Origin of the sequence: Pseudoxanthomonas putridarboris (assembly GCF_038321125.1) — a bacterium.
GTDB lineage: Bacteria > Pseudomonadota > Gammaproteobacteria > Xanthomonadales > Xanthomonadaceae > Pseudoxanthomonas_A > Pseudoxanthomonas_A putridarboris.
This window is the reverse complement of record NZ_JBBWWT010000002.1, coordinates 266631-282029: the sequence shown is the minus strand read 5'-3', so window position 1 is coordinate 282029 and position 15399 is coordinate 266631. Positions and strand designations below refer to the sequence as shown.

Annotated in this window: 10 protein-coding genes; 1 reads left to right on the top strand and 9 read right to left on the bottom strand. The window is 68.2% G+C overall.

Annotation, left to right across the window (positions count from 1 at the left end; all coding sequences use genetic code 11):
- Window position 1 precedes the first annotated feature (1 nt).
- The 9 genes from rbbA to AAD027_RS05290 all read right to left on the bottom strand — a co-directional run bounded on the left by rbbA (window position 2) and on the right by AAD027_RS05290 (window position 14344).
- On the bottom strand, window positions 2–2836 hold the full coding sequence (rbbA, locus tag AAD027_RS05330) for a ribosome-associated ATPase/putative transporter RbbA (RefSeq protein ID WP_341724981.1): 2835 nt from the start codon (window positions 2834–2836) through the stop codon (window positions 2–4).
- Between the two features lie 4 nt (window positions 2837–2840).
- Window positions 2841–3920: an HlyD family secretion protein gene (locus AAD027_RS05325; protein ID WP_341724980.1), complete on the bottom strand. Its 1080-nt coding sequence runs from the start codon at window positions 3918–3920 to the stop codon at window positions 2841–2843.
- Window positions 3917–5356 (bottom strand): efflux transporter outer membrane subunit, encoded by a 1440-nt coding sequence (locus AAD027_RS05320; RefSeq protein WP_341724979.1) that lies wholly within the window; start codon window positions 5354–5356, stop codon window positions 3917–3919. The genes AAD027_RS05325 and AAD027_RS05320 overlap by 4 nt, the downstream gene beginning before the upstream one ends.
- Window positions 5357–5413: 57 nt before the next feature.
- On the bottom strand, window positions 5414–6181 hold the full coding sequence (gene fabI, locus AAD027_RS05315; RefSeq protein ID WP_341724978.1) for an enoyl-ACP reductase FabI: 768 nt from the start codon (window positions 6179–6181) through the stop codon (window positions 5414–5416).
- Between the two features lie 2 nt (window positions 6182–6183).
- Complete coding sequence (locus AAD027_RS05310; RefSeq protein WP_341724977.1) at window positions 6184–7920, bottom strand: PHA/PHB synthase family protein; 1737 nt, start codon at window positions 7918–7920, stop codon at window positions 6184–6186.
- Window positions 7921–8196: 276 nt separating this feature from the next.
- The gene (locus tag AAD027_RS05305) at window positions 8197–9489 is read right to left on the bottom strand and encodes a ComEC/Rec2 family competence protein (RefSeq protein ID WP_341724976.1); all 1293 of its coding nucleotides are present in this window, start codon (window positions 9487–9489) and stop codon (window positions 8197–8199) included.
- Between the two features lie 10 nt (window positions 9490–9499).
- On the bottom strand, window positions 9500–11248 hold the full coding sequence (locus AAD027_RS05300; protein WP_341724975.1) for a gluzincin family metallopeptidase: 1749 nt from the start codon (window positions 11246–11248) through the stop codon (window positions 9500–9502).
- Window positions 11249–11295: 47 nt separating this feature from the next.
- A complete protein-coding gene (locus AAD027_RS05295; RefSeq protein WP_341724974.1) occupies window positions 11296–12450 on the bottom strand; it encodes a DUF2235 domain-containing protein in 1155 nt (384 codons plus the stop codon).
- Between the two features lie 1039 nt (window positions 12451–13489).
- Window positions 13490–14344: a PA4780 family RIO1-like protein kinase gene (locus AAD027_RS05290; protein ID WP_341724973.1), complete on the bottom strand. Its 855-nt coding sequence runs from the start codon at window positions 14342–14344 to the stop codon at window positions 13490–13492.
- A 99-nt stretch (window positions 14345–14443) separates the two neighbouring features.
- Here AAD027_RS05290 and AAD027_RS05285 point away from each other — a divergent pair, with 99 nt between their 5' ends.
- Window positions 14444–15154 (top strand): rRNA pseudouridine synthase, encoded by a 711-nt coding sequence (locus AAD027_RS05285; protein ID WP_341724972.1) that lies wholly within the window; start codon window positions 14444–14446, stop codon window positions 15152–15154.
- Window positions 15155–15399: the final 245 nt, after the last annotated feature.

Genomic DNA, 15399 nt, shown 5'->3' with positions numbered 1-15399 from the left:
CTCAGCGCTCCTGCTTCTTCAGCAGCGCGATCGCCGCGCCCATGATGACCGGCGCCGCCAGCAGCAGCGGCCACAGCGCGCCGTGCAGGTCGGACAGCCCCAGCCCCTTGTTGAACACGCCGCGGCTGATCGTGAACATGTGCGTGGCGGGATAGACCTCGCCGATGATGCGGCCGGCGCCCTGCAGCGACGAAACCGGATCGATCAGCCCGGAGAACTGCGCGGCCGGGATCATCGTGCCGATCATCGCGAAGAACATCGCCGCGATCTGGCTGCGGGTCGCCGCCGAGACCAGCAGTCCCATGCCGGTGACGCTGAAGCTGAAGACCAGCGCGGCCAGCAGCAGCACGGCATAGCTGCCGGTCACCGGCACGCCGAACACGGTGACCGCCAGCAGGCTCATCAGCACGAAGTTGAGCATCGCCAGCGCCACGTACGGCAACTGCTTGCCGAGCAGGAACTCGCTGCGGGTCACCGGGGTGACGTACAGGTTGACGATCGAGCCCATCTCCTTCTCGCGTACCACCGCCAGCGCGGTCAGCATCGCCGGCAGCATCAGCAGCAGCATCGGAACCACCGCCGGCACCATCGCCGGCAGGCTGCGCACGTCCGGGTTGTAGCGGAAGCGGGTCTGGATGGCGGCCGTGCCCGGGATGTCGCCGATCCGCTCGCGCAGTTGCTCGGCCAGCCAGTGCTGGTGCATGCCCTGCACGTAGCCCTGCACGGTCTCGGCCCGCTGCGGCATCGCGCCATCGACCCAGGCGCCGATCTGCACGTTGCTGCCGCGCAGCGCGTAGCGACCGAAGCCGGACGGGATCTCCAGCGCCAGCGACAGTTCGCCGCTGCGCATGCGGCGGTCGAGGTCGTCATAGTCGGCGATCGGCGGTCGCTCGACGAAGTAGCGCGAGCCGGCCAGGCTGGTCGTGTAGCTGCGGCTCAGCGTGGTCTGGTCGCGATCGAGCACCGCGTAGCGCAGGTCCTCGACGTCCATGCTGATGCCGAAGCCCATCACGAACATCAGGATCACCGAGCCGCCCAGCGCCAGCGTCGCGCGCACCGGGTCGCGCCGCAGTTCCAGTGCCTCGCGCCAGGCATAGCCGAACATGCGCCGCGGGCTGAACGGGCTGTGCCGTAATCCTTCCCCCACCTGTGGGGGAAGCTGGCCCGCAGGACCGGATGCGGGGAGCTTTTGGTGCTGTAATCCCCGCACGGCTGGCGTCGGGTGCATTGCCCCTCTTCCGCCTTCGGCCCCTTCCCCCGCAGGCGGGAGAAGGGTCGGAAGAGCCGTGGTGGCAGCGCCATCGGCCTCCACCAGGTAGCCGATGAAGGCTTCCTCCAGCGTCTTCGCACCGCGCTTTTCCACCAGCGCCGCCGGCACGTCGCTGTCCAGCACCTTGCCGGCGTGCATCATCGACATCCGGTCGCAGCGCTCGGCCTCGTTCATGAAGTGGGTGGAAATGAAGATGGTCACGCGGTCGCGGCGCGAAAGCTCCACCAGCAGCCGCCAGAAGCCGTCGCGCGCCACCGGGTCCACGCCCGAGGTCGGCTCGTCGAGGATCAGCAGTTCCGGCTTGTGCACCATCGCCACCGCCAGCGACAGCCGCTGGCGCATGCCCAGCGGCAGCGATTCGGGCAGTCCGTCGAACACCGGCGCCAGGCCGAAGCGCTCGACCATCTCCTCCACCCGGGCGGGAATGTCGGCCTCGGGCACGTGGAACAGGCGCGCGTGCAGCACCAGGTTCTGCCGCACGGTCAACTCGCCGTAGAGCGAGAAGGCCTGCGACATGTAGCCCACGCGCCGGCGCGTGGCGATATCGTGCGGGTCCACCGCGTGGCCGAACAGCCAGGCCTGCCCGTCGCTGGCCGGCAACAGGCCGGTCAGCATCTTCATCGTCGTGGTCTTGCCGCAGCCGTTGGAGCCGAGGAAGCCGAAGATCTCGCCACGGCGGATGCGGAAGCCGACGCGGTCCACGGCCACGAAGTCCCCGAAGCGCATCGTCAGGTCCCTGGCTTCGATGGCGATGTCGCCGTCGTCGGCCTCCAGCGGCGGGATCGTCACCGGCGCATGGCCGCGCTTCTTCTCCTCGGGCAACAGGGCGATGAACGCTGTCTCCAGCGAATCGCTACCGGTGCGTTCGAGCAATTCGGAAGGCGAGCCCGTGGCCAGCACCCGGCCGGCGTCCATCGCCACCAGCCAGTCGAAGCTCTCGGCCTCGTCCATGTAGGCAGTGGCCACGATCACGCTCATCCCGGGCCGACTCTTGCGGATGCGGGCGATGAGCGCCCAGAACTGGGCGCGCGCCAGTGGATCGACGCCGGTGGTGGGTTCGTCGAGGATCAGCAGGTCCGGATCATGGATCAGCGCGCAGCACAGGCCCAGCTTCTGCTTCATGCCGCCGGACAGCTTGCCGGCCGGGCGCGACAGGAACGGATCCAACCCGGTGCTGAGGGTCAGTTCGTCGATGCGGCGGCGGCGCTCGGCCGCGCCATGCCCGAACAGCCGGGCGAAGAACTGCAGGTTCTCTTCCACCGACAAGGTGGGATACAGGTTCCTGCCCAGGCCCTGCGGCATGTACGCGATGCGCGGGCAGACCGCGTCGCGGTGGCGACGGTCGGCCATGTCGCCGCCCAGCACGTGGACCGTTCCGTCCTGCAGCGCACGCGCGCCGGCGACAAGCGACAACAGGCCCGACTTGCCCACGCCGTCCGGGCCGATCAACCCGACCACGCACCCGGCCGGCATCTCCAGGTCAATGCCGGCCAGTGCGATGGTCTTGCCATGGCGCAGGCGCACTCCTTGCAGTCGGACGACGGACGGGGGAGCGCCGGAGGACATGCGTCTAGTCCCGCCCTTGCGCGGACAGCGAGGGCGGCCACGCCGCCGCTGGGTCCAGCCTGATCCAGGCCACGCCGGGCACGCCGGTCTTGACCTGCTCCATGTGCGCGCGCAGCAGTTCCGGCGGAATCTGCGCGCGCACGCGGAACATCAGCTTCTGCCGCTCGCTGGCGGTCTCGACGGTCTTGGGCGTGAACTGCGCCTGGCTGGCGACGAACGAGACCGTCGCCGGGATCACGCGTTCCGGGGCGACATCCAGCACGATCCGCACTTCCGCGCCCAGCGCGACGCGGCCGGCCACGGTCTCGGGCACGAAGAAGGTCATGAAGACATCGGACAGGTCGATCAGGTTCAGCACCCGGCCGCCGGCACCGAGCACTTCCCCGGGATGGGCGACGCGGAACTGCACGCGGCCGTCGCGCGGCGACTTCAACTGGCTGTCGGCGATATCCGCCTGGATCCGGGCCACGCTGGCGGCGGCCGCGTCGACAGTGGAGCGGGCGCCGACCACCTGCGCCTTTGCCGCTTCCACCGCGGCCTGCGCGGCGGCGACCTGGGCGCGGGTCGCCGCCAATGCGGCTTCCGCACCGCGCACGCGGGCGCGATCGTCGTCGAGTTCCTGCACCGACGAGGCGCCTTCGGCGGACAACGTTTCCGAACGCGCCAGGCGCCGCTTCGCGCCATCCAGTTCGGCCTCGCGCTGCGCCACCAGCGCCTGCGCGGCGGCGACCTCGCTCTGGCGCAGGGTCACCTGGGCCTCGGCGGCCACCGCGGCGTGCCCAGCCTGCTGGCGCCCGGCCTCGGCCTCGTCGCGCTGCGCGTGCAGCACGTCGAGTTGCATCGTCGCCAACGGTTGGCCGGCTTTCACGAAGTCGCCCTCGCGCACCAGTATCTCCTCGATGCGGCCTGGCAGCTTGGTCGCCACATCGATCTCGGTGGCCTCGATGCGGCCGTTGCCGCTGACGAAACCGTCGCCCGGGCCGTCGTCGGACAGCCTCGTCCACCCCCACCAGGCCAGCGCCAGCACCACCGCGGCGGCCACCGCGACCATCGATTTCTTCTTCGTCGAAGAAGGGACGTTCATCGGTGGGCCTCAACAGGGGAAAACGGCGCGGAGGCGGAAGACGTTCCGGTCCTCGGTGCGGTCCCGCCGCCCAGCGCGGCGTACAGCGCCACCTGGCTGGAACGCAGCGCGCGCCGCGCCTGCACCAATTGCTGCTCGGCATCGAGCAGGTCGCGCTGGGCGTCCAGCACTTCCAGGTAGGTGGCCGAGCCGTTGTCGTAGCGCAGCTGGGCCAGCCGTGCGCGCTCTGTCTGCACCTCCAGCGCGGTGCGCTGGAAGCGCAACTGCTCGGCCAGCCAGCGCTGCGCCGACAGCCCGTCGGCGACTTCGCGGAACGCAGCCTGGATGGCCTGTTCGTATTCGGCCACGGCGATGTCGCGACGCACTTCGCCCAGGTCGAGGTTGGCGCGGCGACGCCCACCATCGAAGATCGGCAGCGAGAGCGTCGGCACGAAGGTCCAGGCGCGGCTGCCGGAATCGAACAGGCCACCGAGCTCGGCGCTGGCCGATCCAAGGCTGCCGGTCAGGGCGATGCGCGGGAAGAACGCTGCGCGCGCCGCGCCGATGTCGGCGTTGGCGGCGCGCAGCCGGTGCTCGGCGGCGATGATGTCCGGCCGTCCGGCCAACAGGTCCGAGGGCAGGCCGGGTGCGAGGTCGGCCAGCGCCATGGCCTGGTCGAACGACGCGCTGGCCGGCAGCGGTCCCGGATGGGCGCCGAGCAGCTGCCCCAGCGCATGCAACTGGCTGGCGCGCGCGCGTTCGAGCTGGGCGTGCAGGGACTGCGCCTGGGTCAGCAGCGCCTGTACCTGGGTCAGTTCCAGCTTCGAGGCCGCCCCCACTTCGAAGCGGCGGCGGAAGATGCGGTGGGATTCCTCGCGGGTGGCGAGGGTCCGCTGCGCCAGCGCGACGCGCTCGTCCAGTTCGCGCAGGCCCAAGTAGCCGTCGGCGACCTGGGCGATCAGCGCGATGCGCACCGCCTGGTGGGCGGCGTCGGTGGCCAGCCACGTCTGCAGCGCGGATTCCTTGAGGCTGCGCACGCGCCCCCACAGGTCGAGTTCCCAGTTGCTCAGGCCGACCTCGGCCCGGTATTCGCCGCCGACCATGGACTGGCCGGAGGCGTTGAGATCGCCGGGCACCCGCGCCCGCGCGCCCTGTGCGCCGACGCCAGGATCGGGAAACTGGTCGGCGCGCCGGATGCGGAACGCCGCGCGGGCCTCCTCCACCCGCAGTGCCGCCACCCGCAGGTCGCGGTTGTTGTCCAGCGCGGTCTCGATCAGGCGCTGCAGCAACGGATCGGTGAAGTACCCGCGCCACGGCAACTGATCCGCGCGCGCACCCGCGGCGGCCGGGACTGCGGTTCCCGCCGGCCAGGCATCGGGCACCGGCAGCGGCGGCGCCCGGTAGGAGGTGGCCATCGAGGCACAGCCGGCCAGCGCGATAACCAGGATCGTTGCCATGGCGGAACGGCGGAACGGCGGGTAGATATCGCGGGGCGTCATCGTGTCCGGTCCGCTCTAGTTGAGGATGCTGTAGCCGCCATCGACGTACAGCGTCTGGCCCGTGATCGCCCGCGCGCCGTCGCCGGCGAGGAAGGCGCACAGCGGACCCACGTCGTCGATCGACAGCGGCCGCCGCAGCGGCGCGCGGCGCACACTGTCGTCGACCAGCGCGTCGAAATCCTCCAGGCCCGAGGCCGCGCGGGTCCGGATAGGGCCCGGCGAGATCGCATTGACGCGGATCCCCGACGGACCGAGTTCGGCGGCGAGGTAGCGCACCGCGGATTCCAGCGCCGCCTTGACCGGTCCCATCAGGTTGTAGCGCGGGACGACCTCGCTGGCGCCGAGGTAGCTCATCGTCACCAGGCTGCCGCCGTCGCGCATCAACGGTTCGGCCCGCTGCGCCAGGCGGACGAACGAATGGCACGACACGTCCATCGCCTGCAGGAAACCGGCGCACGAGCTGTCGGCCAACCGGCCGTGCAGGTCGGCCTTCGGCGCGAAGGCGACCGAATGCACCAGGAAATCGAGCCGCCCCCAGCGCGCGGCCAAGGCATCGAACAACGCCTGCATCTGCGTTTCGTCGGTCACGTCCAGCGGCAGGCGGATGTCGGCGCCGATGCGCTCGAGCAGCGGCTCGACATGCGGCCGCGCCTTGTCCGTCTGCCAGGTGCCGCCGATGGCCGCGCCGGCCTCCGCGCAAGCGCGCGCGCAGGCCCAGGCGATGCTGTCCTCGTTGGCGATGCCGATGACCAGGCCCCTCTTCCCCGAAAGCGCCGGCGGCATCGTCATGTCTCCAGCACGTAGATGCCGGGCGCGTCGCCGAGGATCCCGTAGCCCTTGGACGGCGCGCCCATGCGCGGCGGCCGCACCGGTTCGCCCGAACGCGCGCGCAGCCAGTCCGTCCACGCCGGCCACCACGAACCTTCCCGCGGCGGCGTGGCGTCGAACCACTCGTCGGGTGCGATGTAGTCGCCGCCGGCCGGCCGGGTGCGCAGCCGATAGCGGCGGTTCGGCCGGCCCGGTTCGCTGACGATGCCGGCGTTGTGGCCGCCGCTGGTCAGCACGAAGGTGATCTCGGCCGGCGACAGGTAATGCAGCTTGTAGACCGAACGCCACGGCGCGACATGGTCGGTCTCGGTGCCGACGCAGAAGACCGGCAAGGCCAGGCTGCCGAGCGACACCGGGCGCCCATCGACCGGATAGCGGCCCTCGCTGAGATCGTCGTCGAGGAACAGCCGGCGCAGGTACTGCGAATGCATCTTCGCCGGCATCCGCGTGGCGTCGGCGTTCCAGGCCATCAGGTCGTTCATCGGCCGGCGTTCGCCGAGCAGGTATTCGTTGACCCGCCGCGACCACAACAGGTCGTAGGAGCGCAGCATCTCGAAGGCGCCGGCCATCTGCTCGGCGCGCAGGTAGCCCTTCTGTTGCATCTGCGCTTCCAGCAGGCTGACCTGGCTCTCGTCGATGAACAGGCCCAGTTCGCCGGGTTCGGTGAAATCGGTCTGCGCGGTGAACAGGCTCAGCGAGGCCAGCCGGTCGTCGCCGTCGCGCGCCATCGCCGCCGCCGCGATCGCCAGCAGCGTGCCGCCGAGGCAATAGCCGGTGGCGTGGACCTTGCGCCCGGGCACGATGGCGTTGACGGCATCCAGCGCGGCGCGCGCGCCCAGGTCCAGGTAATCGTCCATGCCCAGGTCGCGTTCCTCCAGGCCCGGGTTCTTCCACGAGACGCAGAACACGGTATGGCCCTGGTCCACCAGGTACTTCACCAGCGAGTTGTGCGGCGACAGGTCGAGGATGTAGTACTTCATGATCCACGCCGGCACGATCAGGATCGGCTCGGGATGCACCTTCGCGGTGGTCGGCGTGTACTGGATCAACTCGATCAGGCGATTGCGCAGCACCACCTTGCCCGGCGTGATCCCCACGTCGCGCCCGACCACGAAATCCTCGGCTCCAGGAGGGGGACGCTTGGCGAGCGCGCGCTGGACATTGTCCGCGAGTATCGACAGCCCGCGCAGCAGGTTGGCGCCGCCTTCCTCGAAGGTGCGCTTCAACGCGACCGGATTGGTCGCCAGCTGGTTGCCCGGCGAGAACATGTCCAGCCATTGCCGCGCGACGAAGGCAACGACGTTCTCGTGGTGGCGATCGACGCCGGGAACGCCATGGGTGGCCGCATCCCACCAGCGCTCGTTCAGCAGGAAGGCCTGGTGCCACAGGTCGAACGGCCAGTGGCGCCATTCCGGCGCGGCGAAGCGGCGGTCCAGCGCCGGCGGTTCGATGCAGTCGTGCGCTTCGCCCGGCCCGGCCATCACGCGATCGCGCAGATAACCGGCCAGTTGCGCGGCCTGGGTCAGCGCCAGCGTCGCCAGTTCGGACTGCTTGCCCGGCGAAGCGGCCAGGTGCGAAACCCAGTCCAGCCAAGCCAGCAACGCCGACTGCGGCGACATCGACGCGGTGGCATCGGCCAGCACGGCGCGGGCCTCGACGTCCAGCGGGTTCGGCTGCTGCGGATCGGCGGACATGGAATGGCCGGTAAGGGAGACGTGGGACGAGCATCGCGGACCTGTCCCGACGCAGCATTGATCGAGATCAATGGCGACCGCCGGGTCGATATCCGGACGGAGTTGACTGCTGGTGCCCACGGAGTATGCCGAAGTGGAACTCGGTAGCGGTCTGGCGGATCGCCAGATTACAGCGCATGTCGCGCACTATGCACGAATGCATGGCCGCCCGTTCGAACGGAGGCTGCGAACATCCGCTTGCGGACTGCCGCGAACGGACCGCGAACGGCGCCAGTTTCAATCTATCGCGATCACTTCATCGTGATACTCGGCTTCGCCGATCGATTCCGTGCTCTTCATGGTCGTCTTGCTCTTGAGCGCATCGACCAGCTTTCTCCTAGGAACCTCGCTGTCGTTCTCGCGCTTTCCGTGCTTGCCCTCCAGCGTGGAAAGCAGCGAGACCATCCGCCGGCCCGCGCCCTGCTGGCCGCCGCCCTCCGGGAACCAGATCTTCCACAACGATTTCGGCGTGGCGTTCAGGCTGCCATGGTGGCCTACCTTGTAGACGGATATCTTCTCCAGGTGCTTGCGGAGCGAAGGCGTTTTCAGTGCGTACTCCCAGTTCTCGATCTGGGCGTCGCCGGGGAACAGCAGCCTTCGATCGCCGCACTCGAACAGCAGGATCAGGCTGGTGTTGTTCATCGCATCGTCCAGGATGCGCACCAGCTGCAGCAGCTGCTCGGCGTTCTCGGATTTCATCGCGTTGATCAGCCAGCGGGAGGAGACCGGCGCATGACGGCCCGGGGCCGAGGGAAAACCCTTGAACAACGAGTCCGACCGGGTGAGGCCGACCCTGGCGCCCATGCCCAGGGATCGGGCCTGCAGGTGCCAGAACTGCTCCTCGTCGCGTGCCCGCTGCCCGCGGACCTTGCCGTACTGCCCGATCGTCGGCGGACCCAGCACGTGTACCCGCACGCCGGGAAGGAAGCGGGTCAGGCGGGTCGCCCTGCCGGCATGGACGTAGTCGTTCGGGGCCATGGTCATGAGGTTCTCGACTGCCCGCAGGTTCTTGATGTTGTCCTTGCCGATGAAGTCCAACTGGCCGGCGATCCCGCGCACCGCCTGACTCCGGCGAAGCCGGGGCACGTACTGGTCGACGATTTGCGAGGCGACGACGTTCAGGTCGTCCAGCGTCTTCCGGCGCAGCGCCATGCCGCGCCGGGCGGCCGGCGCCTCGGCATCCACGGGAAGGCTCGGGTCCTCCGTCCAGGGCTGCACGACGAACTTCGGCTTGAGCGCGGCGATGATCGCACCCGCCCCCTTGCCGTTGGCGCCCGGGTCGAAGCCGGAAACGTGGTCGGTGTGGCGGTGGGTGGCGACCACCGCGAAGGGCTCGTCGCCCACGGTGCCGGCGATGCTGGCCGCGACCCGCTTGATCAGGCCGGGCGCGCTGCCCTTCGGCGAAGCCATCGACCCGCAGTCGATCAGCACGTGGCGGCTGGGCTTGGGCGCATAGTCGAAACTCAGCAGGAAGCAGTCGCCGAAGCCGACCTGGTACATGCGGATGCGGATGCTCTTTGGCGCGGTCATGCGTGCTCTCCTACAGGCCGCGTGCGCGATTGAGGTGCAGGCGCGAGAAGTACCCGCGGCTGAAGGCCGTTTCGGTGCGGTACTCGAAGAAGCCGCTCTCGGCCAGGTGGTCCAGGCGTTTCTGCTGGCGCGCGATGTTGAGCACGCCGTTGCCGATGCTGAACTTGAGTTGCCCATACTCGTTGAAGACGAGCACGGCGCCGCCGTATAGCCGGACCTGGCGGAACGTGGGCATCTGCGCGGGCTTGCGCAGGCCAAGAGCGGCCAGTTCGTTGCTGCGCACGGACAGGATCTGCATGAAATCCACGACGGTCTCGCGGACGATCAGGCCGTCCGGCGCGACGCGCGCGATCGGCCGCACACCGGTGACCTGGGTATAGGCGTCCGTGTTGAGCTTGAGGGACCCGACGTTCTGCCAGATGAAGCGGAACGCCTCGTCCGCGTTGCGCTGCAAGGACTCGAAGCGGATGTTGGCGTGGTCGACAGGGCCACTGAAGGCCTGCCAGCAGCCGTCGCCCGCCGGATCGCTGGTGGGCTCGATGCCCCACGCCGCGAAGCACTGCCGGATCGTCCGGCGGTATCCGAAGCGGGAATCGTCCGGCACGGTTTCGCGATCGGCGGTGAGCAGCGCGCTGAGGTAGTCGCTGTACTGCAGGTCGGTGGGCGGGGCGTAGTCCAGCGCACGGATGCACATCGTCAGCAGGTGCGAGGCGGCCGTGGCGCCGTCCTCCACCACCCGCGCAGCATCGAGATAGCCGCGCCTGATCTCGCCCAATCCCTCGAGACGGTGGCGCCACACTTCGATGAAGGCATTGAGCACGGCCGCCACCAGGATCTCGCCGCGGCGATGCGGCTCGGCGAACTCCGGATCGTCCATCCACTTCGGCGTGGGCGTCAGGCTCGCCGACCGGCGCAGCGCCGTGGCCGCGCCGTTGGGGAGCGTTTCGCCCATGCATTCGGCCAGGCCCAGCAGGGCGGATCGCCGCAATTCCCGCGCGCCCAGCTGCTTTCTGGACACCAGCTTCTGGCCGGCCGCCATGACCTTCTCGCGGGTCAGGATGGTCTCGACGATCCTTTCGTCCGAGAGGATCGAGAGCAGGGCGACGATGTCGGAAAAGCCCTCGTGGAAGCCGCCCTGGTCGGGCGAGGACGGGTCGATGTAGCGGGGCCGCAGGCCGTCCAGCAGCGCATGCGCCGTCTCGTGGGCGACGATGTCGTGCGACAGGCAGGTGAACGTGGTCCGGTCGTCGTCGTCCGGGAAGTACCCGAAGCACAGCGATCGGCTTTCGCGCGAGTAGTAGGCGTTCGCCTCCGCGAAGGCATGCGGCGCGATGTGCAACTGGTGCCCGTTGAAGCCGAAGTTGACCCGCCTGCCCAGGGCGTTCTCGAAACGGCACAGGATGCGCATGGCGATCGCGTAGGCGTTCTGCTGGTGGAACCGGGGATCGCGCAGACGCGCGCTGCTGGAGGCCTTGGCGAACGGATCGACCGGTTCGCCGTTGCTTTCGTAACCGCCGGCGAGGGGCGCGTAGTAGCGGTCCTGGCTGGCGTCGTAGTCGACGACCTTGATGCGCGCGCCACAGGGGCCAGGCAGCAGCGGTTCGCACGGCAGCGTGACGCTGGACCACAGCGGCTTGCCATCGACCTGGACGTTGGGATCCTGGGCAAGGATGGTGAGGTCGCGCCAGAGCGCCCGCTGTCCCCGTGTCTGCGCGGTCAGGTCGGGCCCGGCTGTCTTCTTGCTACTGCGCTTCGCCATGGTGGTTCCTCGCGCGCGGCTTGGAGGTGGCGGCCATCGCCGGGCGGTCAGGCTTTCTGGTCGCCGGCAGCGGTCGTCAGGTCGATTCCCCGCACCTTGGCCCAGTCCTGTAGGTTGGGCGGGCGGTACGCAGGGTCGTTGCGGTACTTCGCGAACACGCTGGCGTCGATGGTCTCGTTGATCGAGGTCGACCAGCCCTTCTTCACCTGTCGGCTGGAGGCGCCGATCTGGCGGTAGTAGCGCTTGCCCAGGCGGGCGATCCTGTAGATGCCCTTCATGAACTTGGCGAACGAGTCGACGGGCGTTCCCCCGCTGTCGCCGGGCGCGGTCTGGAAGCGCGACGAGAACGCCAGGCCGTGCGCGGCGACCTTTTCCTGCATCCACGCCAACGGCAACTGGCACAGGCGGTCGCCCTTGTAGCCGCCGCCGACATTGGAGTGCGCGCCGACGAACCAGCGCTGCTCGATGCGCGGGGGCGCCACGTGCGGGTCCGCCTGCGGGTCCTTGCCTTCGGGCGTGAAGCGGGTCCAGAACGTGGGCTTGTACGGCGCGCGATGCTCGTCGATCGCCAGGGCGTGATAGCAATGGTCGTAGATCGTGCTGGGATTGGTGTTGTGAAAATAGAAGCTGCGCTTGCCCACCAGCGGAGCGGCGGTCCACGGGACGCCCAGCGCGCCCACCGTATCCCATACCGCAAGCGCGTGGATCCTGACCCGGCGGCTGTCGGACAGCAGGCGCTTTTCCTCGTCGGTGAGCGTCCGCTCGCCGGTCCGCTGGACGAACTCCAGCCGGTAGATGGGATCGGCCGCCTTGCCGGCCCGGTAGCGCTCGTAGAGCGCTTCGGGCGTCAGGGCCGCGCCTTTCCGGAGAAGACCGCAGTTGACGATGACGCCGCCCAGGCTCCTGGCGGTGTACGCCCCGCGGCTGAAGCCGAACAGGTAGATCTCGTCGTCTTCGGCATGGTGCTCGACCAGCCACCGGTACGCGTCCAGCACGTTGCGGGACAGGCCGACGCCGAACGCACCGCCACTGAATCGCTCTGACACCTGGGTGCCCACCCCCGTGCGGTAGAAGGTGCGTTGTTCCACCCCGTCGGGCGCCATCCCGTCGATGGTCTTCTCGTAGAGCCGATGGACACTGGTCCTGTCTTCGGGCGTGTTCCATGTGCCGTCAAGGAACACGGCAAGTCTCTTCTTGGACATCATGCGCCTCCTGGCATCGGTTGAGGCCTTCGAGCAGCGGGATTCGCGCAAGCTGCGCCAGCCCTCGCGTGCGCCGGCAGGACCTCGCCTCACTACAGCCGAACGCACACCTCCAGCGAAGCCGGACAGGTAAATTCGTTTACGTGCCAAGAGTCGCCATCATCGGTGGTTTCTTCCAGATATCGGCCTCGTCAGGTCCGCCGGGAGGCAAGAGCCATTGCGCCAAAACCTCCAAGAAGAATCCGGTCCATTCCCCTGATTCTCTTGCGAGGCGCAAGTGCTTCGCGGGCGGACACTCAGGCCCGCCCGCGACATATGGCCAAGACCATGAGGTCGCTCAAGATCCTGTTAGGCCGCATGTACATGAATGAGATGCGTATCCATGAACTGCATCGCAGCAACTCATCGGCATCGCCCCATTCAATCCATCATCGGTTCCTATCCGGCTCCACAACCCAAATTCCTGCTCCTTGAGGCGACCGGTTGGCCGGATGAGTTATAGACAGTGACATGAATCTGACCGCTGGAATTCGTATGCTCGCACCATGCGGTACATACACTCGAGTTCTCGGTGCATACGAATGGATCGAGATTCGCGACGCCCGTCGTCGACCACACGTAGCGTGCGAATGTGTCGGGCCTCACCTCGCATATTTTCCACGAATTGACGTGTCCCTGCTCACAAGCAAGGATTATTGCACTCTGTGCCTGGGCGGATGGGCCTGTTACAGACAGCGACGCGAACACCAGTATCGAGAGAACGAACAGCTGAGCACGAGTTCTCATGATGCATCTCCTTTTTCGCCGACACGTTCGGCAAGGAGAATCAACTCCGCTGACACACCCAAGTAAAGTAGTAAAAGCGTGAACCAGAAAATCCTCAATTCCAGTCACGCCGACTGATTGACGCACGTCACGGCGAGACGGAAATTTCCCGTTTGCTGTTTATGCACGTATAGCAGGATGGACGCTATCCATCCGGCCCGTTTCTCCGGTCGCGACTCACGTCGCTCCTACAGGGAACCATCACGGCGATGGATCATTCGGCCGCGGCCGCTTCCCTGCCCTGCTGGCGGATGATGGCTTCCTGCCGGGCGTCCTCGATGGCGTGACGCACGCCGTCCACGTCCACGTGCCGGGTGTCGTGGGCGAACACGCCGGTAAGTTCGGTGTCCGGGTGCAGGCTGCCGGCTTCGTACAGCGCCCACATTTCCTCGCCGTACCACGTGTCCAGCAGTTCCGGCGCGTAGCGACCCAGGCTCGCTGTCAGTGCGTTGACGTCGCGCAGCAGCAGGCGGCGGCTGGCGTTGTTGCCGGCGGCGCTGACCACCTGCGGGAAATCGATGATGACCGGGCCGTGCTCGCCCACCAGTACGTTGTATTCGGACAGATCGCCGTGGATGAGCCCCACGCACAGCATCTTCACCACGTCGCGCAACAGCGACTGGTGGAACGCGCGCGCGTCCTCCGGCGACAGTTCCACTTCGCCCAGCCGCGGCGCGGAATGGCCGGCGGCGTCGGCCACCAGTTCCATCACCAGCACGCCGTGCACGTAGCCGAACGGTTCCGGCACGCGCACGCCGGCGTCGCGCAACTGGTACAGCGCGTCCACCTCGGCGTTCTTCCACGCCACTTCCTGCTGCTTGCGGCCGTAGCGGGTGGCCTTGCCCATCGCGCGCGCCTCGCGGCTGCCGCGCACCTTGCGGCCTTCCTGGTACAGCGTGCGCTGCTGGAAACTGCGTTGCGCCATGTCCTTGTAGACCTTGGCGCAGCGCACTTCGCCTCCGGCGTGCACGACGTAGACGGAGGCTTCCTTGCCGCTTTTCAGCGGGCGCAGCACGCGGTCGATCACGCCATCGTCGATCAACGCTTGCAGTCCGGGGGGTGTCTTCATGGCAGCCTGGCAGGGGAAGGGAGCGGCGTTCGGCCACGGAACACGCCGGACGCCCCCGCCATCATTACACTGGTCGCCCGAAAACACCGGTGATTTCTCATGCCCGACCCCATCCGCCTTGCCAAACGCGTCGCAGAAATGACCGGCTGCTCGCGCGCCGAGGCCGAGCAGTACATCGAAGGCGGCTGGGTCACCGTGGACGGCGAGACGGTGGAGGCACCGCAGCACCCGGTCACCACGGAACGCGTGGAGATCGACCCCGCCGCCCGGCTCAGCGCCAGCGAACCGGCCACGCTGCTGCTGCACAAGCCCGAAGGCATCGCCTGGCAGGACGCCGCGGCGCTGGCCACACCGGCGACGCATGCCAAGGACGACGACAGCGGCGTGCGCCCGCTGAAGCGCCATTTCCACCGCCTGACCCCGCTGATGCCACTGGACACCGACGCCAGCGGGCTGATGGTGCTCAGCCAGGACGGCCGCGCGTGGCGCCGGCTGACCGAGGACTATGCGCAGATCGAACAGGAGTTCGTCGTGGAGATCCGCGGCGGCACCGACCCGTACACGCTCAGCTGCATCGGCCACGTGGCGACCTACCAGGGCCGCGGACTGGCGCCGTGCAAGGTGAGCTGGCAGAACGAGGTGCGGCTGCGCTTCGCGATCAAGGACGTGCAACCGGGCGAATTGCGCCACCGCTGCCGCGAAGGCGGGCTGGACGTGGTGTCGATCCGCCGCCTTCGCATCGGCCGCGTATCGCTGGCGAAGATGCCGGTGGGCCAGTGGCGCTACCTGCCGGCGGATGCGCGTTTCTAGCCGCACATCGCGTCAGCGTGCCTGCCGCGTGGGAAAACCGGCGTCGAGGCGGGCGCGGCAACACCCTGCCCCACGTATTGCACGAACACCACGCTGCGAGCCCTCGCCGCCGAATGCGGCGTTGCGACTTGAATCCCCCTGCCATACCCCTTAGATTCCGATGGCTGACAGCGCTGTCAGCCACGAGGGGAATCCATGATCAGCGATCGCACCTCCGGCAGGCGAACCATGCGCATGCGCGCGCC